This window comes from Tardiphaga sp. OK245, from assembly GCF_900108575.1.
Lineage (GTDB): Bacteria > Pseudomonadota > Alphaproteobacteria > Rhizobiales > Xanthobacteraceae > Tardiphaga > Tardiphaga robiniae.
Map to the genome: position 1 here is coordinate 954,695 of NZ_FNWZ01000002.1, position 20,017 is coordinate 974,711.

Sequence of the window (20,017 nt, forward strand, 5' to 3'; positions counted from 1 at the left end):
AGGGCGTGCTGAAATAACGTCAACGCCGCTCAATGCGGAACATTGGCGAGCGATCCGGTTGTGTCGTCACCACGCCGATAGGCATGACGGGTGCTTTATCCGGTAGCTCGACGCGGATTGCGCCGATGATTTTCGCCAGCGCTAATGTGGCCTCGACAAGCGCGAAATGCGCGCCGATGCAGACCCGGGCACCGACGCCGAAAGGCAGATAGGCGAAGCGGTCCGGCGGTGTCGCGCCGGGCATGAAACGGGACGGCATGAAGGCGTTGGGCTCGTGCCACAATTTCTCGTGCCGATGCAGTAGCCAGGGCGCGATCAGGATCACGTCCTTGCTGGCGACGGACTGGCCAGCCAGACGATCAGGGCCCGCGGCGGCGCGTGCGATCAGGAAGGCGGGCGGATAGAGCCGCATGGTCTCATCGATCACCGCGCGGGTGAACTTCAGATGCTCGATGTCGAATGTGCCGCTCGCGCTGGCGGCACGGGCTTCGGCCGCGACCTGCTCCTGGGTCGCCGGATCGAGCGTCAGCATATACAGCGCCCAGAACAGCGCCGTTGCCGTCGTCTCATGGCCGGCGAGGATCATCGTCGCCACCTGATCGCCGAGCTGCCCATCGGTGAAGGATGCGCCGGTTTCCGGATCGCGCGCGGCCACCATCAGGTCGAACAGATCGCGCGGCGCGTCGTCGTTCTTGCCGGCGGCGCGACGTGCGGTCATCAGCTCGCCGACGAATCTCGTCCAGCGTCTGCGGAAGAAGGCGCGCGAGATATCCTGCGGCGTCGGCCAGCCCAGCGGCAGCAGCAGATCGAGGAAATGCGGCCGTGCCAGGTTCATGCCGTATTCCATCACGAAGTCGCGCAGCTTCGCGCCATGCTCGGCCATGCCGAAGGAGAACATGGTGCGGCCTGCGATCTCCAGCGTCATCCGCTGCATGATCGCGCGCAGATCGACCGGCTTGCCCACGGCGCGATGCAGGTCGGCCAGCGTGTCATCGACCGCCGAGATCATGTGCGGCACCAAAGTCGTCACCGCGCGCGGCGTGAAAGCGGGCGCCAGGGTGCGGCGCTGGTGTTTCCAGGTGCGGCCTTCGGCGAGCAGCAGGCCCTCGCCGAGCATCGGCCGCAGCACGCGGAATGCAGCGGGCGTGCGGGTATAGTTCTCATAATTGTCCACCAGAACATGGCGGATCGCATCGGGGTCGTTGAGGATGAAGCTGGCATGGCCGAAGAAACGGCCGTTGATGATGTCATCTTCATAGGCGCGCTGGCCCCAGGTCTCGATAGCGCTGCGGCGCATCGCCGACATACGCCCCAGCGCACCCATGTTCTCGGGCGCACGTGGCGGGCTCGGCGGCACCAGGGGCGCTCGCGCAGCGGAGAAATCGTAGACCTCGGCAATGCTCACGATGGGCCTCGCAATTGATCCAGGGACCGGAGCGTCTCGTCATTATAGCAGGCGTCCATCCGCGCGCCATGGAGGCGTCGATGGAAAGCGCGGCCGCAACGCACGCATCGACCAATATTGCGGTCCAGCGGGCGCATCCCTCGGAACGATACTCACGCATGCACATTAGGGAGGCAGTGGCTCCATATCGGACCGGCCTGAGGATTTAAAATGATCGATACCGTTGTCGTCCAACCCAATGTAAGCGTCGACGAACCGCAAACCTCCGGCGTATCGTGGGCTGCGGTTGCAGCCGGTGCCGTGGTTTCGCTCGCACTGACGCTCGTCCTGATTGCCTTTGGCACAGGTCTCGGTCTGTCTGTCGTGTCTCCGTGGGCAAGTGCCGGCGCCTCCGCGACCACGTTCAAGATCACGACCGGTATCTACCTGATCGTCATCGCGATGATCTCGTCATCGCTCGGTGGTTATATTGCCGGCCGTCTGCGGTCGCGCTGGATCGGCGTGCATTCGGACGAAGTCTACTTTCGCGACACCGCGCATGGATTCCTGGCCTGGTCGTTCGCGACGGTTTTGGGAGCGATCCTGCTGGCATCTCCAGCAACCTCTTTGCTGAGCGGAGCCGCGTCGGGTGTTGCTGCCGGTGCAACCGCTGCTGCAGCCCAGTCAGGTCCGAGCGATGGCTACCTGGATTCGCTGCTGCGTCCGACGACGCCGTCGGCCGATGGCACCAGTGCGGAAGCGCGTGGTGAACTGTCACGTGTGATGGCTGCCAGTTTCCGTGGTGGAGAGCTCAAGCCTGCCGACCGCAGCTACGTCAACAAGGTTGTCGCCAGCCGCACCGGTCTGAGCGAGGCAGATGCCGACAAGCGCGTCACTGAAGTCATCAACGATGCGAAGACCGCGGTGGATGCCGCACGCAAGGCCGCGATGCAGCTCGCATTCTGGCTCACGGCGTCGCTGCTGATCGGCGCCTTCTCCGCCAGCCTTGCCGCGACGGAAGGTGGCGGGCTTCGTGACGGGACCTGGAAGAAGCGTCGTTAACCCCGATCAAAGGAGACAACCATGCCCATTCTTCTGTGGCTACTCGGAATCCCGCTTCCCCTCATCATCCTGGTACTGTTGCTGCGATAACAGAATAACGAAGGAGCCCCGCACATGGCGGGGCTCTTTACGATTTCGAACAATGCCTCATGCGATCTGACCGGAGACGCGCAGGGAAGTCAGCAAAGCGGTTATATAGAAAGCCAGACCGCTGAGGCGCGCGAGTTGACGTGATCTACTCGGTGAATTCCGCCACCGTGATCCGGTTTTCCGACGCCGGCCAGGCGCGCGCCACGATCCGCTCCTGATTGAACAGCGCTGCCACCGGACGTCCGATGTCCGTGGCCGGAAGGCGGATAGTCGAGAGCGAATCCGTGGGCACGCCGGCTTTCACGTCGGTCGGCTCCTTGCCGTCGAGCAGCACGACATCGCGCGGCAGTCCGAAATAGCCGCGGACGCGCGACATCGAGATCACGGCGCCGACAGTGGCGTCGGCGGGACCCAGTGTGCGACCGGGACGCAGATGCACGACGTCGGACGAGCGGGGGAATGGCGAGCGATAGGAATGCGTGATCGGCGCGCCGGCCGATGTCAGCACAATCTCAACAGGCCAGGTAGGGTCGACCTGAACCGGACCCCAGCAGCCATCGGCGGATGTGCGGGCCGAATGGAGCGCCGCCCCGATCCGTTCGCCGTTGTCAGGCGCGACGCGATACACCTCGACCAAGGCATCCGCGACTGGACGATTGGTGGGTACACCGCCGGGCGTGCCGGTGACAAGACCGCTGATTTTCACGTCAGCTTCCTGCACAATATCGATCCGCGCGGGTTCGCGGCCCGCGATGAATTTGTAGATCTCGCGGAAGGCGCGGGGGTGAAAGCCGGTTTCACGATGATCGATGGCGCCGAGGACGAGATTGGTGGCGCCGCGCAGCGCCGGACCATCGGCGGTGACGCCGGTGGCCACGCCCGGCTTGCCGAGCAGGCGACCGTCGGCCTGCGCATATTTGTCGATGCCATCGCTGCGGAGGGTGAGGAAGGCGGTACCTTCAGTCACCTCAGGGCCTTCGTCGGGATTGAGGCTCTTGAGGAACGGGCTGCGGCCATTGAATTCGCTGCCGGGACTATCGGTCCCGTCGAACACGCCGTGATTGGGGGTGCCGCATAGGACGGCGTGGCTGACATCGGCGCTGCCGCCATTCTTGATGTAATTGCGCACCGCATTGCCGCCGCGCGAATTGGCGACCAGCGCCACTTTCGCAGCACCAGTGCGCTTTTTCAGTTCCGCGATGGCTTCGCCAAGTTCGCGGCGCTGGTCTTCGGTGGAGGAGCGGCCCTGCTGCGCCACAGCATCGTCGGAACGCGCCAGCGGATCGGTGAAATTGAGCGCCATCAGCCGGTTGCGCGGGATGCCATTGGTTTCCATGCGCCAGATCTGCGTCATCCAGAGCGCCGCGTGGTCACCATTGCCGTGGACGAACAGGATCGGGGGAATGTCGGAACCTGCAGTCGTGCCGGGGCCAGTCTGTGCTGCGGCCTCGAAACGGAGCGCATGGGCAGCCAGCGGCAGCATCGCTGCGCCCGTGAGTATGGTCCGTCGCGACAGCGCCATGGCTGGTCTCCCTCTATCTGCGCACATCCGACGCCTGCCACTGTGATAGCGGAGCAGGCACTGGACAGACAACGCGTTTCGCAGGCATCACCTTGATACACCATGCGGGGAATCAGGCCCCGCATGGCTCTGCAGTCGCTATCTGCAGCAGACGACGGGACGATGATGGCCGAAGCAGCGAAACCAGTGGTTCTTCCCTCCGACGGCATTGCCGCCCCGCTGCGGTTTGCGGTGTTCCGGCGGATCTGGCTCGCCAGCCTGCTGTCCAATCTGGGCCTGATGATCCAGAGCGTGGGCGCTGCCTGGGCCATGACGCAGATGACCGCGTCGGCCGACAAGGTGGCGCTGGTGCAGACCGCCTTGATGCTGCCGATCATGCTGATCTCGATGCCGGCGGGCGCCGTGGCCGACATGTATGACCGCCGTGTCGTGTCGCTGGCTTCGCTGGTGCTGTCGCTGGTCGGCGCCTGCGTACTGACCATGCTGGACTGGACCGGTCACATCACGCCGAACATCCTGCTCGCCTTCTGCTTCATCATCGGCAGCGGCATGGCGCTGTTCGGACCGGCCTGGCAATCCTCGGTCGGCGAGCAGGTGCCGCCGGAGGTACTGCCATCCGCCGTGGCGCTGAACGGCATCAGTTACAATATCGCGCGCAGTTTCGGCCCGGCGATCGGCGGCATCGTGGTCGCCACCGCCGGTGCCGTCGCAGCCTTCGCGGCCAATGCGGTGCTCTACATCCCGTTGCTGGTGGTGCTGTTCCTGTGGCGTCGCAAGGTCGATGTGTCGCGGCTGCCGCGTGAGCGGCTGAGCCGGGCCATCGTGTCCGGCGTGCGTTACATTGCTAATTCGCCGTCGATCAAGATCGTGCTGACGCGCACGCTGATCACCGGCATCTGCGGTGGTTCGGTCTCGGCGCTGATGCCGCTGGTTGCGCGCGACCTGCTGCATGGCGGCGCGCAGACCTACGGAATCATGCTCGGCGCCTTCGGTATGGGTGCGGTGATCGGCGCAATGAATATTGGGCATGTCCGCAAGCATCTGAGCGGCGAAAGTTCGATCCGGGCCTGTGCGCTGATCATGGGCGTCGCGATTGCCGTCGTCGCGGTCAGCAGCGAGCCGGCAATCACGGCGGCGGCGCTGGTGGTGGCCGGCTCGGTCTGGATGCTGGCGGTCGCGCTGTTCAATATCGGCGTACAGCTCTCGGCGCCGCGCTGGGTTGCCGGACGTTCGCTCGCCGCCTTTCAGGCTGCGATTGCCGGCGGCATTGCCATTGGCAGTTGGGGCTGGGGTCATCTCACAGACATGGTCGGCGTCGAAGCGGCATTGCTGGTGTCCGGCGGAGCGATGTTTCTCTCGCCGCTGTTTGGCCTGTTCCTACGGATGCCGCCGACCGGCGCGCGCGACGAGGATGCCGAGACGCTGGCCGATCCTGAAGTGCAACTCCAATTGACGGCGCGCAGTGGCCCGCTGGTGGTGGAGATCGAATATCGCGTGGATCAAGAGAATGCGCGCGCATTCCACGGCGTGATGCAGGACGTGCAGCTCTCGCGCCAGCGCAACGGCGCCTATGGGTGGTCCATCGCGCGCGATATCGCTGATCCCGAATTGTGGACCGAACGCTACCACTGCCCGACCTGGCTCGATTTCCTGCGCCAGCGTAATCGTTCGACGCAGTCCGAGCGCGCTTTGTATCAGCGCGCGGCGGACTATCATCTGGGGCCGGATCCGGTTCGCGTGCGTCGCATGCTGGAGCGGCCGTTCGGTTCGGTGCGCTGGAAGGACGATACGCCCGATCGCGCAGCGACCGAGGTGCTTCCTGTCGCGACGCCGGCCGGCAGCAGCGGTTAGAGCTTCTTAATCTTGACGCGTTTTCCTGACGCGAACCGGTGCTCACTTCGCTCGAAAACGCTAGTCGCGCTATTGATTATTCTCGGCGAGAACTTTCGCGCAGGCCTTGCTGAGCTTCGAACGGTTTTCCTTGAGGCAGCTGAGCACGACCATGTCACCATCGTTCATCTTGGCGCGGCAGAAGCGCGAGACGTCGCGTGAGCAGGCCGACTGATTGGCTGATGTGTTACCGCCCTGCGCGAAAGCGGACGTTGCGATCAGCAGGAACGGGATGATCAAAAGTCGGGTCATGAAATGGGCCTCCCTAAAAATTGGCTATCTGATTCTATGGCGCGCAACGAAGTACGCGGGAATGGCGCAATGATGGCGAGCGTCCGGGGCCAAGTTTACGGATTGCGCGTTATGTCATTCAGGCGAGCGTCGCTGCTTAACTTCGTGATCCCGAAATCACGAGATCGTCGCGATGGATCATTTCGGCGCGGCCGCTGATCCCAAGAATAATCATCACGTCCGGAGATGAGCGGCCTTTGATCTTCTCAGCATTGTCTGCGTCATAAGCCACGAGGCCGCGGCCGATTTCGTGCGTGTCCGGTCCGCGCACGATAACGGCGTCGCCGCGTGCGAAGTCACCTTCCACCTTGATGACGCCGGCAGGCAGCAGACTCTTGCCGGCACGGAGTGCGGCGACAGCACCTGCATCAATAGTCAGCGTGCCTTTCGGTTCCAGCGATCCCGCAATCCAGCGTTTGCGCGCAGTGACGGGATTTGCAGGAGTCAGGAACCAGGTACACAGGCCGCCATCGGCGATCTTCTGCAGTGGATGCTCGACCTTGCCGGACGCGATGATCATATGCGTGCCCGCGGTGGTCGCGATCTTGGCAGCTTCGATCTTGGTGTACATGCCGCCGCGCGACAATTCGCTCTCGGCAGCGCCCGCCATGCCTTCGATCTCGGCAGTGACGCTGTCGACGATGGGAATCAGCTTCGCATCGGGATTGGCGCCGGGTGGTGCAGTGTAGAGCCCGTCGATATCCGACAGCAGCACCAGCAGATCGGCGGATGCCATGGTCGCGACGCGCGCCGCGAGGCGATCATTGTCGCCATAGCGGATCTCGTTGGTCGCCACAGTGTCGTTCTCGTTGATGACCGGCACCGCGCGCCATTCCAGCAGTTTGCCGATGGTCGAGCGCGCATTGAGGTAACGACGACGTTCCTCGGTGTCCTGCAGCGTCACGAGAATCTGTCCGGCACCGATGCCGTGATGGCCCAGTACTTCCGACCAGATGCGCGCCAGCGCGATCTGCCCGACGGCAGCGGCGGCCTGGCTCTCTTCCAGTTTCAGCGGACCGCGCGGAAGCTTGAGGCGGCTGCGGCCGAGCGCGATCGAGCCTGATGAGACCACGAGGACGTCGCGACCGTCCGCATGCAGCTTGGCGATATCGGCGGCCAACGCCGCAAGCCATTTGGCCCTGACTTCGCCGGCCGCGGAATCGATCAGCAGCGACGAGCCAACCTTGACGACGATACGGCGAAAGTTCTTCAGCTCGGGGCGCGACATGATGTGGGCTTTGGCAGGACGTGTGATGCTTGGACGGACGTCAGAGGCAGATCAGCTCGTCGCCGGCGCCCATGGCGCAGACTGCGCTGCGCTCTTGGCCTTGTCCGACACCGGCGCTTCGCCGATCACCGCGACCAGCGCCCGCAAAGCTTCCGGCACGCCTTCGCCCGTCGCGCCTGAGATCAGCAGCGGCGTTTGCTTCGCAGCGCGCTTTAGCCGGTCCCTCTGCTTCTTCAGCTCGTCCGGCTCGACCGCATCGATCTTGTTGAGCGCGACGATCTCGACCTTGTTGGCGAGGTCGCCCTCATAGGCATCGAGTTCGGCGCGGACGGTCTTGTAGGCCTTGCCCGCATGTTCGCAGGTCGCATCGATCAGATGCAGCAAAACACGGCAACGCTCGACATGGCCGAGGAAGCGATCGCCGAGGCCGGCGCCCTCATGAGCGCCTTCGATCAGACCGGGAATGTCGGCCAGCACAAATTCGCGCGCGTCGACATCGACGACGCCGAGCTGCGGATGCAGTGTGGTGAACGGATAGTCCGCGATCTTCGGCCGTGCAGCGCTGACCTTGGACAGGAAAGTGGACTTGCCGGCATTGGGCAATCCGACGAGGCCCGCATCCGCGATCAGTTTCAGCCGCAGCCAGATCCAGCGCTCTTCGCCGGGCTGACCGGGATTGGCATTGCGCGGGGCGCGATTGGTAGATGACTTGAAATGCGCATTGCCGAAGCCGCCATTGCCGCCTTCGGCCAGCACATAGGTCTCGCCGAGCTTGGTGAAGTCGTGGATTAGCGTCTCGCGATCCTCATCGATGATCTGCGTGCCGACCGGAACTTTGAGCGTGATCGGCTTGCCATTGGCGCCATGGCGGTCCTTGCCCATGCCATTGGTGCCGCGCGGCGCCTTGAAGTGCTGCTGGTAGCGATAGTCGATCAGCGTGTTGAGGCCGTCGACCACTTCGATGATGACATCGCCGCCGCGGCCGCCATTGCCGCCGGAGGGACCGCCGAATTCGATATACTTCTCGCGGCGAAAGGCCACGCAGCCGTTTCCGCCGTCGCCGGAGCGAATGTAAACCTTGGCTTCATCGAGGAATTTCATAGCGTATCCGTATCGCAGGGGGGTGGTCGCGGCAACCACTTCGTCGCTGGAGCATCGTGAAAAGCCCTTATTTTGGGGCCTTGCTGCGCATCAGGTGACGTCCTAAACGACTCATCTTGCCGTTAACCAAGCGTGCGCATTCCGCGACTTTCCTACAGGCTCATATAGGCATGTTTGCGACCATTTCGACCGCAGCCGACAATCGTGCCGCCCGACTGGCCGGTATCGGCCTGATGCTCCTGGGCATCAGCATGTTCTCCTGCGGCGATGCGATCGGCAAATTCCTCGTCGGCACCTATTCGGTCGGGCAATTGATGCTGCTGCGGGCCTGCGCGGCGCTGGCGCTGCTGGCGCCGTCGATCTGGCGGCATCGTGCGGACTTCCTGCAGCTCGATCGGCCGGGTCTGCAGCTCATTCGCGTGGTGCTGTCGACACTGGAAGTCGCGGCGTTCTTCTGGGCGGCGGCCTATCTGCCGCTGGCGGATGTCATCACCTATTATTTGGCCTGTCCGATCTTCGTCACCGCGGGCTCCGCGATCTTTCTCCGCGAATCTGTCGGCTGGCGGCGCTGGAGCGCGATCTTCGTCGGCTTCTGCGGTGTACTGATCGCGCTGCAGCCCTCGGCGCAGACGGTGACATGGCCGGCGCTGATCGCGCTCGGCGGCAGCCTGTCCTTCGCCGCGCTGATGCTCATCACCCGCTCGCTGCGTTCCGCGCCGGACGTCGTGCTCGCGACGACCCAGTTTATCGGCACGTTTACTTTCGGCGCCGTATTCACGGCGTTCGGATGGGTGACGCCCGATCTGCGCGATCTCGGCCTGTTCTTTCTGGCGGGCGTTGTCTCGGTCTGCGCGCTGCTCTGCGTCAATCGCTCGCTGAAGCTGGCGCCGGCGAGCACTGTGGTGCCGTATCAGTATTCGATGATCATCTGGGCGGTGATCTTCGGCTATCTCGTGTTCGGCGAATTGCCGTCGTGGGCCACGCTGATCGGTGCGGCGGTCATCATCGCAGCAGGGCTCTATATCTTCCTGCGCGAGCAGCAGCTCGGAAAGATCGCCGACGAAGTACCGCCAGCGGTGTGAACTTCTTTTCCCTCTCCCGCCTAGCGAAGCTTCGCTTCGCGCGGGGGAGAGGGAAAGTAAGAGTCGTTCACCGTCGCGTCGACGTTCCCCAGTTCTTCAGCGAACTCCACACGCCCCTTGTCAGCTTGAAGCAGTCGACCGGTGTTGACGAGCCGATCGCTTCGAAGCGGTGCAGTTGAACACCACTCCACTGGAAGCCGCACTTCTCCAGGATGTTGCGCGACGACGGATTGGCGACGCGCGCACCCGAGATCAGGTGATCGATATCGAATTCGTCGAATGCGTAATCGATCGCGGCACGTGCGGCCTCGGTCGCAAAACCCTGGCCCCAGTGATCGACGCCGAGCCAGTAGCCGAGCTCCGGCGATTCGGCTTCGCGCCAGTCGATTCCGACCATGCCGATGGGACGACGATCGAGTTCGATCAGGAACACGCTGTCGCTTGCCGTGCCGCTCAGCGAATTGACGAAATCGACTGCGTGATCCTGCTGATACGGGAAGGGCAGGCGACGCGTCATCTCGGCGATGCGGCGATCATTGGCGAGAAGCGCGATGGCTTTTACGTCCGCGAGTGTCGGCTTGCGCAAGGCCAGCCGTTCGGTCTCGAGGACGCAGCCTCTGGTTTCTCTCAACGTCGGGGTCGGAATATCCTGCAACATCTCGGGCTCCTGTGTGCGCCCCGAAGCGACGCACCAAACGAAAAGGGGAGGCCGGTTTCCCGCCTCCCCTGGAGCCCAGTTTTGGCGCTCCGCCGGTTCAACAGGACCCGGCGGACTCCAATGTGTCCACCGTTTATTCGGCCGCGGCTTCAGTAATCGGGAGTACCGATACGAAAGTGCGGCCGTTCGATTTGGCGCGAAACTCCACGTGGCCTTCGACCTTGGCGAACAGGGTATGGTCTGTGCCCATGCCGACATTAAGGCCGGGGTGCCAGGTCGTGCCGCGCTGACGCGCAATGATGTTGCCGGGAATCACGCGTTCGCCGCCGAACGCCTTCACGCCGAGGCGCTTGCCAGCCGAATCGCGGCCGTTGCGCGATGAACCGCCTGCTTTTTTATGAGCCATAGCCCGTCTCCGATCTCGATAAGTTCTAGATCAATTCCTTGAAGGAATTGTCTCACAGATTCTCAACTTTTCGCAGCGGCTTATTCCGCGGCGGGCTTTTTCTTCGCAGCCGGCTTCTTGGCTGCAGCAGGCTTCGCGGCGGCTGCCTTCGGAGCAGCGGCCTTCTTCGCCGGCGCCTTCTTGGCAGGAGCTTCGTCGCCATCAACCGGAGCGGCCACGACCGGCTTTTCGCGCTTCGGGCGAGGTCCGATCGTCGGCGCCTTGCCGTCGGCCAGGATCTCGGTGATGCGGATCATCGTGAGTTCGTCACGGTAGCCACGCTTGCGCTTCGAATTCTTGCGGCGGCGCTTCTTGAAAGAGATGACCTTGGGGCCGCGCTTGTGGTCGAGCACTTCGGCCGCAACCGACGCTCCAGCCACCAAAGGCAGGCCGAGCACAGGCGTATCACCGCCCAGTACGAGAACTTCACCAAGCTGCACGATCGTTCCGACATCGCCGGCGATCTTGCCAATCTCGAGCACATCATCCGGAACGACGCGGTATTGCCGGCCGCCGGTTTTGATGACTGCGAACATCGTTATATTCCTTCGTGTTCGATCCCATCCTCGGATCAGATCCGGGACGGCTTCTTGTTCAGTCGATAAGGGTTCACCGCGACTTCCAGGAAGTCGCGCATCTTTGCGTTTTTGGTCGACGTTGCGACCCCACGCAAAAACAATCGGCGCCAAGCAAAGCTTGCGCCGAAGCGTGCTTTATAGAGGGTGAAGGCGGAGAGTCAAGGAAAGACGGGCGAAAAGCGAGCCAAAAACAGAGTCTTGGCGGATGAGTCGGTGCCTGCGATGGAGCGTACCATTTAACCTGCCGCCCCGTTTTTCGGACGCCTGCCTTCAGTCGTCATGCCCGGGCAGCGCGAAGCGAGCTTCGCTAGATGACCCGGGCATCCATCTTCGGACGGAATGGCGGAAAGGTGGATAGTCGGGTCAGGCCCGGCCATGACGGAGTTTTGTTCTCCAAATCAGAGGCTTAGCCTCTCGGTCGCCCTCACGACGCCAGGTTGCGCATTTCCTTGATCAGGTCGGACTTGCCCTCGAAGCCGATGCCCGGGAGTTCCGGCATGGTGATGTGACCATCCACCACCTTCACGCCGTCCGGGAACCCGCCATAGGGCTGGAACAGGTCCGGATAGGACTCATTGCCGCCGAGGCCGAGACCGGCCGCGATGTTCAGCGACATCTGGTGGCCGCCATGGGGGATGCAGCGGCGCCAGGACCAGCCGTAAGACTTCAGCATGTCGAGCGTGCGGAGATATTCGACGAGGCCGTAAGACAGCGCGCAGTCGAACTGCAGCCAGTCGCGGTCCGAGCGCATGCCACCATAGCGGATCAGGTTGCGCGCGTCCTGCATCGAGAACAGGTTCTCGCCGGTGGCCATCGGACCGGGATAATGCTCGGCGAGCTTTGCCTGCAGCTCGTAATCGAGCGGATCGCCGGCTTCCTCGTACCAGAACAGGTCGTATTCGCGCAGTGCCTTGGCATAGGCGACGGCCGTGTCGAGATCGAAGCGGCCATTGGCGTCGACAGCGAGTTTAGCCCCTGCCGGAAGCAGTTTCAGCACATGCTCGATGCGCTTGCAGTCGTCGGCCAGCGGCGCGCCGCCGATCTTCATCTTCACGACATTGTAGCCGCGATCGAGATAGCCCTTCATTTCCGAGGCGAGGCCTTCAAGACCCTTGCCGGGATAGTAGTAGCCGCCAGCGGCATAGACGAAGACCTTCGGGTCGGCCGTGGTGCCGTAGCGCTCGGCCAGCAAACGAAACAGCGGCTTGCCCGCGATCTTGGCGACCGCATCCCACACCGCCATGTCGATGGTGCCGATCGCGACCGAGCGCTCGCCATGGCCGCCCGGCTTCTCGTTGGTGAACATGGTGGCCCACACCTTGTGCGGGTCGATATTGTCGCCTGACGCGTCGATCAGGCTGTCGGGTTTGGCTTCCAGGATGCGCGGCGCGAAGCGTTCGCGGATCAGGCCGCCCTGGCCGTAACGGCCGTTGGAATTGAAGCCGTAACCGATCACCGGCTTGCCGTCGCGGATCACGTCGGTGACCACGGCAACCAGGCTCAGCGTCATTTTACTGAAGTCGATGAAGGCGTTAGCGATAGGGGAGGCAATCGGGGCGGTACGCTCCCGGATGTCGACGATGCGCATGAGGCGCTCCTGCGGCTGGGGTGAGACGGGCTTGCGGAGAGGCATACGCCTCTCTTAGCCATCTCTGAAATGGTCATTTTTCATCTGAGCAGTTCCGAGGTAAGATGGCTGGTGCCATCCCGGACGTCCCATGCAAAGCTTCGATCCAATTTCACTCCGCCTGTTCATCGCTGTCTGCGAGGAGCGCAATATCGCCAATGCCGCCAAGCGCGAGGCCATCGTGCCCTCCGCAGTGAGCAAGCGCATCAGCCAGATGGAGCAGGAGGCCGGCGTGCAGTTACTCGAACGCGGTCGCCGGGGGGTCACGGTGACGGCGGCCGGTGAAGCGCTGTGTCGCTATGCACGGGAGTCGTTGCAATTGCTCGACCGGATGCAGGCTGAGCTCGGTGCCTTTGCCGATGGCGTGCAGGGGCATGTACGGGTGTTCGCCTCGAAGTCGGCGGTGGCGCAGGTGCTGCCGGAAGATATCAGCCTGTTTGCGAAGCGCTATCGCGACGTGCGCGTCAGTCTGGAAGAGCGCGAGATCTGGGAAGTCGTGCGCGGCGTCGAGGAAGGGCGCGCCGATATCGGCGTGTGCTGGGATGCCGTCGATCTGCGCGGTCTTAGGACGTTTCCCTATCACCGCGATCATCTCGCTGTGGTGGTGCATCCCGATCATCCGCTAGCGGAGCGCAAATCGGTGTCCTTCGAGGACACGATCGACTTCGAGCACGTCGACATTGTCGCGCGTAGTATCATGCAGACGACGCAGCGAAGCGTGGCAGCTGCGGCCGGCAAGCAGATGCGCTACCGCATTCAGGTTTCCACCGTGGATGCCGCCTATCGCATCGTCGCGGCGCAACTGGCCGTCGCCATCATTCCGCAGGAAGAAGCCTCCACCATCCAGCAGACATTGGGGCTGAAGGTCATCCCGCTCAGCAATGACTGGGCGAGGCGGCAATTCGTTGTCGCCGTGCGCGACAAGGGCCTCAGTCGACCGGCGCAATTGCTGCTTGAAAGCCTGAAGGAGAGCGCGAGCGAATGAGGATGCGCCACAGAGCAGTGTCGTGCACGATCTTGAAGACGGATCGCGCAGGCGGTGTCGCGGAGCTCGCCCACTTGACCGGGGATTGCGCCGGTTAGCGACTCACACGGGCATCGGCGACGGCACGCTGAAACAGCGCAGTCATCGCTTCCGAGATGCCCTGGGTCGGGCTGACTTCAAAATAGAAGCCCGGCGAAGCGCAGCTCTGCATATTGCTGGCGATCTGGCTGTTGGGCGAAGGTCCGTAAGGGCCAGCGTTGAACGGTGCGATCCAGCTATTGTACCAGGCGTTGGTCGGAAGTGCGAGGTAGGTCGTGTAGAGCACGGCAATCTTGATGCCGCGATTCTTCAGCGTGGTGCAAAGCGCCGGATTGATCGGCGACTGGCATCGTCCGTTCGTGGTCGCTTTCAGACAACCGCCGGGATTGTACTCATCGGCCACGCCATCGGATACGAAGAAGAGATATTTGAGCGGTGCACCGGCCGTACCGGCTCCGGGGGCACTGATGGCAGTGTTGATCGCCGGGAATATGGCACTGTAGCCAGTGTCCTGATCATTGTTGTCGTTCTGGCCGTTCACCGTCATCAAGTCGATGTTTCCGGCCGCCGTCTTCGCACTCGAGAGGCTGGACGACAATGTGAACAAGGCTCTCAAACCGGACGTCGAGGCGGCCGCGCCGAAGTCGTAGATCGCCATGCGGAACTGGTTGGAATAGGTCTGCGTACTGGCCGCGGTATCCATCAACTTCTGGGTGGCCGTACGCAGCACGTCGATGCGCGTGATCACGCCAAGTGTCTTGGCGAGTTTGTAGTAGTTGTTGGTATTGTTGAGGTCGTGGCACGCAAAGGCGCAGCTGTCCGACGTGTTCTTGACCATCAGAGCCACGTCGGTCGGTGTTGCGCCGACGCCCATGGATGGCGAATTGTCGAGCAGCAGGTAGAAATCGATGTAATTCGGCATCGTCGCCGTCGCGACAGAACTGCCGGTGACGGTCATCTTGGAAAAGCCCATGACGGATGTAAGACTGGTCGGCACATCCGCCGAGAATTGCATGGTGGCCGTCACCACGCCGTTGGCGCGATTGACCGTCGCTGTCGTGCTGGTCAGCGTGAAGCCGGTCCTGCCTGATGTGTTGCCCTTGAAAATATTGATTGCGTCGACGTCGCCCCCGGGGACGGCGCCGTCCGCTGCCATCGAACCTGCGGTAATGAATGCAGCAGACTTCTGCACGATGGAGCCGACGCTCGCAGTATCAAGGGCGGCTTGCAGTTGAGATCTGATCTGTAGTGCACGCGTATAGTCGACCGCGGCGCCAACCATGGAAATAAGGGGGATGCATGTGATCGCGAATATGATCGCGACATTGCCGCGCCGGTCGCGGCGAAAACGATCGGTTAGCCTGAGGAATGATAGCCCGAGGAATGACTTCAGCATGAATACGCGCCCGTATGAATGCGGAGATAATTACCTGAGCTGATAAATTTACTGTTAGGTCGATCGCAGAAAGGTAGTGGCTTGGGTCGCTGCCCTGTTGGTTAGTTAAGGATGTTCTACCTGTATCGTTGAAATCGGCTCGCGCGACCGACGCAAAAGGTGAGCGGTACGATCATCCCGGCGGAGCAATGAAACAAACCGGCCCCCGGAGCATTGTCATGCGGTTCTAGTCTGGCAGGGGCAATATGGCTGAAGACACAATGACGACCGTAGGCATCGGCAATCACGGTGCCAAGCGGCTGCCGTCCGTTGATGTGGACACGTTCAACATCGAGCTGAAGGACGACAACGGCTTTCTCGGTGACCGCGCCAGCAAGGGCGCTTTTCAGCGCATACTGGATGATCTCAGAAAGCCATTGAAGAAAAACGGCGACGACCCGCTCGGCAAAAAGGCTGCCAACGAGATCAGTAAATCCAGCCTCGACGAAATCCTGCTTGGCGACGATGTGGCCGCGGCTGCGCTCGTCCATGGTGCGATCGAAGAATTCGCGCGGGAGCTGGCTTATGTCACGCAGCGCTTCTTCAAGACGAAGGCCTGGGCAGATACGGAATGCATCGTGGTCGGCGGCGGTTTCCGCCAGAGCCGTGTCGGGGAACTTGTTATTGCGCGCACGGACATCATTCTCAAGGCCGAGGATCTCAAGGTTGCGTTGGTGCCGATCCGGTTTCATCCAGATGAAGCCGGCCTGATCGGTTGCCTGCATCTGGCGCCGTCATGGATTTTCGAAGGTTACGACAGCATTCTTGCGGTCGACATCGGCGGCTCCAACATCCGTTGTGGCGTGGTCGAAACCGCATGGAAGAAATCGAAGGATCTCTCCAAGGCCGCGGTATGGAAGTCCGATCTCTGGAAACATGCCGATGATGAGCCGACGCGTGAAGGCGCCGTCAAGCGGTTAGTGAAGATGCTGAAGGATCTGATCTCCGCCGCCGACAATGAAGGCCTCAAGCTGGCGCCGTTCATTGGCATCTCGTGCCCGGGGGTGATCAACGAAGACGGCACCATCGCGAAGGGAGCGCAGAATCTTCCGGGTAACTGGGAAAGCAGCAAGTTCAACCTGCCGGCCTTGCTCGCCGAAGGCATTCCCACAATCGGGGATCACGATACTGCGGTGCTCATGCACAATGACGGCGTTGTCCAAGGCCTCAGTGAAGTCCCTTTCATGCAGGACTTCGAACGATGGGGCGTGCTGACGATCGGAACGGGGCTGGGCAATGCTCGCTTCACCAACCGCAAGAAAGAAACAAAGAAAGACAAGGCCAAGGACGATAAGAAAGAGAAGGATTGAGTTACGCTCGTCATTCCGGGGTGCGTAGCCTGCAAGCGATACGCGAACCCGGAATCTCGATATGGCTGAGCGCGTCCGGATTCCCCGCCACTCCAATTGGAGTGGCTGAGGTTCGCGTGCGCAAGGATGCGCTCGCGCCCCGGAATGATAGTTTAGTTGCTCCATTAATCCTTCAGCTTCTCGCGTTCGACGCGCAGATCGTCCTGCGACAGCGGCAGAAATCCCGTCTCGCTGTCAACGAAGCGCGCGATGATCGCCTGGCCTTCGTCCGACAGCGCCATCGTCAGATAGTCCTTGATGAAGGACTCGATCGGCCTCTTCGGCGGATGGGCGATGTAGAGCGTGATCGCGGGGGTTAGCGGATAGGCGCCGTTTGCGACGCCGGCCTTGTCCGGCGCCGCGAACGGCTTGCCGGTCTCCGTGGCTAGCGGAACGATGCGCACAGCGTTCGACGGTTGCTTCGGTTCAAGCCAGTCGACGATGGCAATGCCGTAGGGATCCTGCGCCACGGCCAGCAGCACGGCGGCATCGTCCGCTAGCGGCTCGTAATGTCCCGCAAACGACATGCCGCCGAGACGGGCGAGTCGCAGGCTGGTCGAGAAGTCGCCGTCATCGCGCTGGCCGTAGAGATGGATGCGCCGGGTGCCCCATGCGCCGGTCACGCCGAGCTGGCTCCAGGTATTGATGTCGCCGCCGGGCGAGCCCGAGGTGAACAGGCCAGCGAGCTGCGCCATCGTCAGGCCCTGCAGCGGATTGGCGCTATTCACATAGACCGCAGGCGGCGTCTTGCCGCCGACGCGTGGGCCATGGCCGGCATAGCCGATCCTGATGCTGAGCGGATCGTGCTTGTTGATGGCCTTGAACGCTCGCACATCGGGACGCATCGCTTCGCCGACGACGAAACCGATTGCCGTTGCACCGGCCGCTAGTGCGGGCAGCGCCGTCGCGGAGCCCTTCAGTACGGGCGCGAACTTGAAGCCGGGATGGCTCTCCGCGAATTTCGCGTTCAGCGCGTCGATCACCGGCGCCAGCGCATCATCGCCGTGCAGCGCGATGCGGCCGTCCGGCAACAGATAGCTGGCATCCTTGGGAGCGGTGACCGGCTGTGGTTTGATGTTCTGCGCTTGGGCGTCTGAGAGGCCGATCAGCAGGGCGAGGAGAGAGAGCGTGTTTTTCATTGGTCGAGCTTTGCGCGTTCGATGGCCGCGTCGGCGGCATTGAGCGGGATGTAGCCATTGGCCTGTGCAGCGAAGATGTCCTGGCCCTCTTTCGAGAGCAGCAGTTTCAGATAGTCGGCAGCGACCGGGTCGATCTTGCCGTCCGCTTCGCGGCGCGCGTAGAAATACAGGTGGCGGCTATAGGGATATTTATTGGCTTGGATCTCTGTCGGCGTGCCCTTGATGAAAGGACCTTCCGGCGTCTCGGCGACTGCGACCTGCTTGATCCTGTCGGTCTCGCGCCCAATCGCGGCGACGGTGATGCCACCGGGCTCGCTCTCCAGCCGCTTCAGCAATTCGTCGGTCGAGGAATATTCCTCATAGCGGGTGCTGTAGGGCTTGCCGTCGAGCCGGTTGGCCAGCATCCACGTGCCGAAGCCGCTATATTGCGGCGTGCCGAGCGGATGGATCAGGCGCTTGGTCCAGTCGCCCTTGAGGCCGAGCTGGCCCCAACGCGAGAAGTCGCCGGCGGCATTGCCGATGGTGAGGATCTGCGCGACCTGCGTGGTGGTCAGCTGCGTGATCGGGTTATCGCGATGGACGTAAACCGCCAGCGAGGTGGCAAGATGCTGTGAGGTATCGTTGGCGGCATGCGCGACCCTGATCTCGATCGGTTCCGCGCCGAACGCGCTCTTGAAGCCGGCGGCTTCCAGCAGCTTGATCGGACGTCCCATCGATCCGACCAGGATGCGATTATAGGTCAGGTTGGGAATCGCGGTTTCCGCGCCGGCGGAGACGTCGACCAGCTTCGCGCCGGGATGGGTCTTCGCATACAGCGCGTTGGCGCGTTCCACGACGAATTTGGCGTGCACGGCACCGCCGATCCGGATCGCCCCGTCTGATGTCAGATAGGCTGTGCCGGCCACAGGCTTGGCGTTGCCCGGTGCATAAGAGGGAATTGCGGGATCTACCGCGAAAGATTCGGCTGCGGCCGGTGCGGCAACAGCAAGGGGCACCAGCAGGGCCAGTGACGCCGCGCAGGCGCGGGCAGTGAGAAGCATGGTTGTGACCTCGCTCGAGGGTGAAGCCATCGTGCCCTATGGCGATCACGGCTTGGGCGCAACGAACGAGGAGGTGCGGGAGCGGCTCGGCGCGGCTCGCGCAGGCTGACGGTCTCGCCGAAATCGTAATGAAATTGGTGACTTATATGCGGAGCCGACAAGAGGTGCGTCTCGCGACGGGTATTTTACTATCGCTCTAGTTACCCGGATCGCGCGAGCCCTCTGTCCCCGGCGACTTGGCCGGGCATCGGCAAAGATCGCGGGAAATTCCCGCTCGCCCGGCTTGTCTGCCGAGTCATCCTCGCCTAGAACACCGCCAACCACCTGCGGGCGACCGCGGGTCTTGGCGCCTTGGAGAGGTGGCAGAGTGGTTGATTGTACCGCACTCGAAATGCGGCATGGGTGCAAGCCCATCGGGGGTTCGAATCCCCCCCTCTCCGCCAGCCAGACTAAAATCGCAACGAAATCAATAAGATATTGAAAGAGATAGGCTTTTTCCGCCCGATTGGTACACACGGGTGGTACACATGGCTCAATCTATGTCTTGTGCGCCTCGCGATGCCGTTATTGAGCGTCAAGCTTACGAAACATCACGAGCGCATCAACATATTCGTCAGTCGGAAGCCGAAAAGCCTCAGGCAGCCGTCCGACGATCTCAAAACCAAGCGTAGTCCAGAGTCTCACCGCACGCACATTGCTGCTCACGACGCAGTTGAATTGCATGGCGCGAAATCCGGAGCTTCTGGCATAGTCGAGCGAGTGTAGGCACATATTGCGGGCCACGCCGCCGCCTTGCGCGCTCGCCAGCGTCATGTAGCCGCAATTGGCCACGTGGCTGCCACCACCGTCCTGGTTGGCACGGAGATAATAGGATCCCACGATCTGACCTTGGCGCACGGCAACGAAGGTTCGTTTATCCGGACCGTGCCAGTAGGACAAAGCATCGTCCCTCGTCATCAGGGGGTCCAGGGCGTAGGTCGTGCCTGCACGGATGGTTGGCTCGATGACCGACCAGATGTCTGTCCGGTCTGCCGGCTCAGCCGGGCGAATGATCAGGTCGTCGGAGTGCATC

18 protein-coding genes and 1 tRNA gene are annotated in these 20,017 nt (G+C 62.3%); 6 read left to right on the forward strand and 13 right to left on the reverse strand.

Annotated elements, in window-relative coordinates; all coding sequences use genetic code 11:
• Positions 1 to 19: 19 nt before the first annotated feature.
• Positions 20 to 1,405, reverse strand: coding sequence for a cytochrome P450 (locus BLW80_RS11235; protein ID WP_093757954.1), 1,386 nt, complete (start codon positions 1,403 to 1,405; stop codon positions 20 to 22).
• Between the two features lie 210 nt (positions 1,406 to 1,615).
• Here BLW80_RS11235 and BLW80_RS11240 point away from each other — a divergent pair, with 210 nt between their 5' ends.
• Positions 1,616 to 2,446, forward strand: coding sequence for a hypothetical protein (locus BLW80_RS11240; RefSeq protein WP_093757955.1), 831 nt, complete (start codon positions 1,616 to 1,618; stop codon positions 2,444 to 2,446).
• 235 nt (positions 2,447 to 2,681) lie between these two features.
• On the opposite strand, the gene BLW80_RS11245 is transcribed toward BLW80_RS11240, so the two are convergent.
• Positions 2,682 to 4,058 (reverse strand): hydrolase, encoded by a 1,377-nt coding sequence (locus tag BLW80_RS11245; protein WP_093757956.1) that lies wholly within the window; start codon positions 4,056 to 4,058, stop codon positions 2,682 to 2,684.
• A gap of 165 nt (positions 4,059 to 4,223) precedes the next feature.
• Here BLW80_RS11245 and BLW80_RS11250 point away from each other — a divergent pair, with 165 nt between their 5' ends.
• Positions 4,224 to 5,909 (forward strand): MFS transporter, encoded by a 1,686-nt coding sequence (locus tag BLW80_RS11250; protein ID WP_093758224.1) that lies wholly within the window; start codon positions 4,224 to 4,226, stop codon positions 5,907 to 5,909.
• A gap of 69 nt (positions 5,910 to 5,978) precedes the next feature.
• Here the strand turns inward: BLW80_RS11250 and BLW80_RS11255 are convergent, their stop codons facing one another.
• The 3 genes from BLW80_RS11255 to obgE form a co-directional block, all read right to left on the reverse strand.
• On the reverse strand, positions 5,979 to 6,200 hold the full coding sequence (locus BLW80_RS11255; RefSeq protein WP_068737829.1) for a cysteine rich repeat-containing protein: 222 nt from the start codon (positions 6,198 to 6,200) through the stop codon (positions 5,979 to 5,981).
• Between the two features lie 136 nt (positions 6,201 to 6,336).
• Positions 6,337 to 7,467 (reverse strand): glutamate 5-kinase, encoded by a 1,131-nt coding sequence (gene proB / locus BLW80_RS11260; protein WP_092140564.1) that lies wholly within the window; start codon positions 7,465 to 7,467, stop codon positions 6,337 to 6,339.
• 51 nt (positions 7,468 to 7,518) lie between these two features.
• Positions 7,519 to 8,568: a GTPase ObgE gene (gene obgE / locus BLW80_RS11265; protein ID WP_093757957.1), complete on the reverse strand. Its 1,050-nt coding sequence runs from the start codon at positions 8,566 to 8,568 to the stop codon at positions 7,519 to 7,521.
• A gap of 164 nt (positions 8,569 to 8,732) precedes the next feature.
• Between obgE and BLW80_RS11270 the strand changes: the two genes are divergently transcribed.
• The gene (locus tag BLW80_RS11270) at positions 8,733 to 9,650 is read left to right on the forward strand and encodes a DMT family transporter (RefSeq protein WP_093758225.1); all 918 of its coding nucleotides are present in this window, start codon (positions 8,733 to 8,735) and stop codon (positions 9,648 to 9,650) included.
• A gap of 67 nt (positions 9,651 to 9,717) precedes the next feature.
• Here BLW80_RS11270 and BLW80_RS11275 read toward each other — a convergent pair whose 3' ends face one another.
• The 4 genes from BLW80_RS11275 to BLW80_RS11290 all read right to left on the reverse strand — a co-directional run bounded on the left by BLW80_RS11275 (position 9,718) and on the right by BLW80_RS11290 (position 12,919).
• On the reverse strand, positions 9,718 to 10,308 hold the full coding sequence (locus BLW80_RS11275; protein ID WP_089266554.1) for a GNAT family N-acetyltransferase: 591 nt from the start codon (positions 10,306 to 10,308) through the stop codon (positions 9,718 to 9,720).
• Positions 10,309 to 10,441: 133 nt separating this feature from the next.
• Positions 10,442 to 10,714: a 50S ribosomal protein L27 gene (rpmA, locus tag BLW80_RS11280; RefSeq protein WP_068737821.1), complete on the reverse strand. Its 273-nt coding sequence runs from the start codon at positions 10,712 to 10,714 to the stop codon at positions 10,442 to 10,444.
• 80 nt (positions 10,715 to 10,794) lie between these two features.
• Positions 10,795 to 11,289, reverse strand: coding sequence for a 50S ribosomal protein L21 (gene rplU, locus BLW80_RS11285; protein ID WP_068737819.1), 495 nt, complete (start codon positions 11,287 to 11,289; stop codon positions 10,795 to 10,797).
• Positions 11,290 to 11,755: 466 nt separating this feature from the next.
• On the reverse strand, positions 11,756 to 12,919 hold the full coding sequence (locus tag BLW80_RS11290; RefSeq protein ID WP_093758226.1) for a mandelate racemase/muconate lactonizing enzyme family protein: 1,164 nt from the start codon (positions 12,917 to 12,919) through the stop codon (positions 11,756 to 11,758).
• Positions 12,920 to 13,049: 130 nt separating this feature from the next.
• Here BLW80_RS11290 and BLW80_RS11295 point away from each other — a divergent pair, with 130 nt between their 5' ends.
• Positions 13,050 to 13,943, forward strand: a complete 894-nt coding sequence (locus BLW80_RS11295; RefSeq protein WP_093757958.1) for a LysR family transcriptional regulator — start codon at positions 13,050 to 13,052, stop codon at positions 13,941 to 13,943.
• Between the two features lie 94 nt (positions 13,944 to 14,037).
• Here BLW80_RS11295 and BLW80_RS11300 read toward each other — a convergent pair whose 3' ends face one another.
• A complete protein-coding gene (locus BLW80_RS11300; RefSeq protein WP_093757959.1) occupies positions 14,038 to 15,378 on the reverse strand; it encodes a TadE/TadG family type IV pilus assembly protein in 1,341 nt (446 codons plus the stop codon).
• Between the two features lie 245 nt (positions 15,379 to 15,623).
• Between BLW80_RS11300 and BLW80_RS11305 the strand changes: the two genes are divergently transcribed.
• Positions 15,624 to 16,727, forward strand: a complete 1,104-nt coding sequence (locus BLW80_RS11305; protein WP_093757960.1) for an ROK family protein — start codon at positions 15,624 to 15,626, stop codon at positions 16,725 to 16,727.
• A 164-nt stretch (positions 16,728 to 16,891) separates the two neighbouring features.
• Here the strand turns inward: BLW80_RS11305 and BLW80_RS11310 are convergent, their stop codons facing one another.
• Both BLW80_RS11310 and BLW80_RS11315 read right to left on the reverse strand, forming a co-directional pair.
• Positions 16,892 to 17,905 carry a PstS family phosphate ABC transporter substrate-binding protein gene (locus BLW80_RS11310; RefSeq protein ID WP_093757961.1) on the reverse strand — a complete coding sequence of 338 codons (1,014 nt, stop codon included), beginning with the start codon at positions 17,903 to 17,905 and terminating at the stop codon, positions 16,892 to 16,894.
• The gene (locus tag BLW80_RS11315) at positions 17,902 to 18,945 is read right to left on the reverse strand and encodes a PstS family phosphate ABC transporter substrate-binding protein (protein WP_093757962.1); all 1,044 of its coding nucleotides are present in this window, start codon (positions 18,943 to 18,945) and stop codon (positions 17,902 to 17,904) included. The genes BLW80_RS11310 and BLW80_RS11315 overlap by 4 nt, the downstream gene beginning before the upstream one ends.
• 353 nt (positions 18,946 to 19,298) lie before the next feature.
• On the opposite strand from BLW80_RS11315, the gene BLW80_RS11320 reads away from it, so the two are divergent.
• A tRNA-Ser gene (locus BLW80_RS11320) sits at positions 19,299 to 19,388 on the forward strand.
• Positions 19,389 to 19,509: 121 nt separating this feature from the next.
• Here the strand turns inward: BLW80_RS11320 and BLW80_RS11325 are convergent.
• The gene (locus BLW80_RS11325) at positions 19,510 to 20,001 is read right to left on the reverse strand and encodes a GNAT family N-acetyltransferase (RefSeq protein WP_093758227.1); all 492 of its coding nucleotides are present in this window, start codon (positions 19,999 to 20,001) and stop codon (positions 19,510 to 19,512) included.
• Positions 20,002 to 20,017 lie beyond the last annotated feature (16 nt).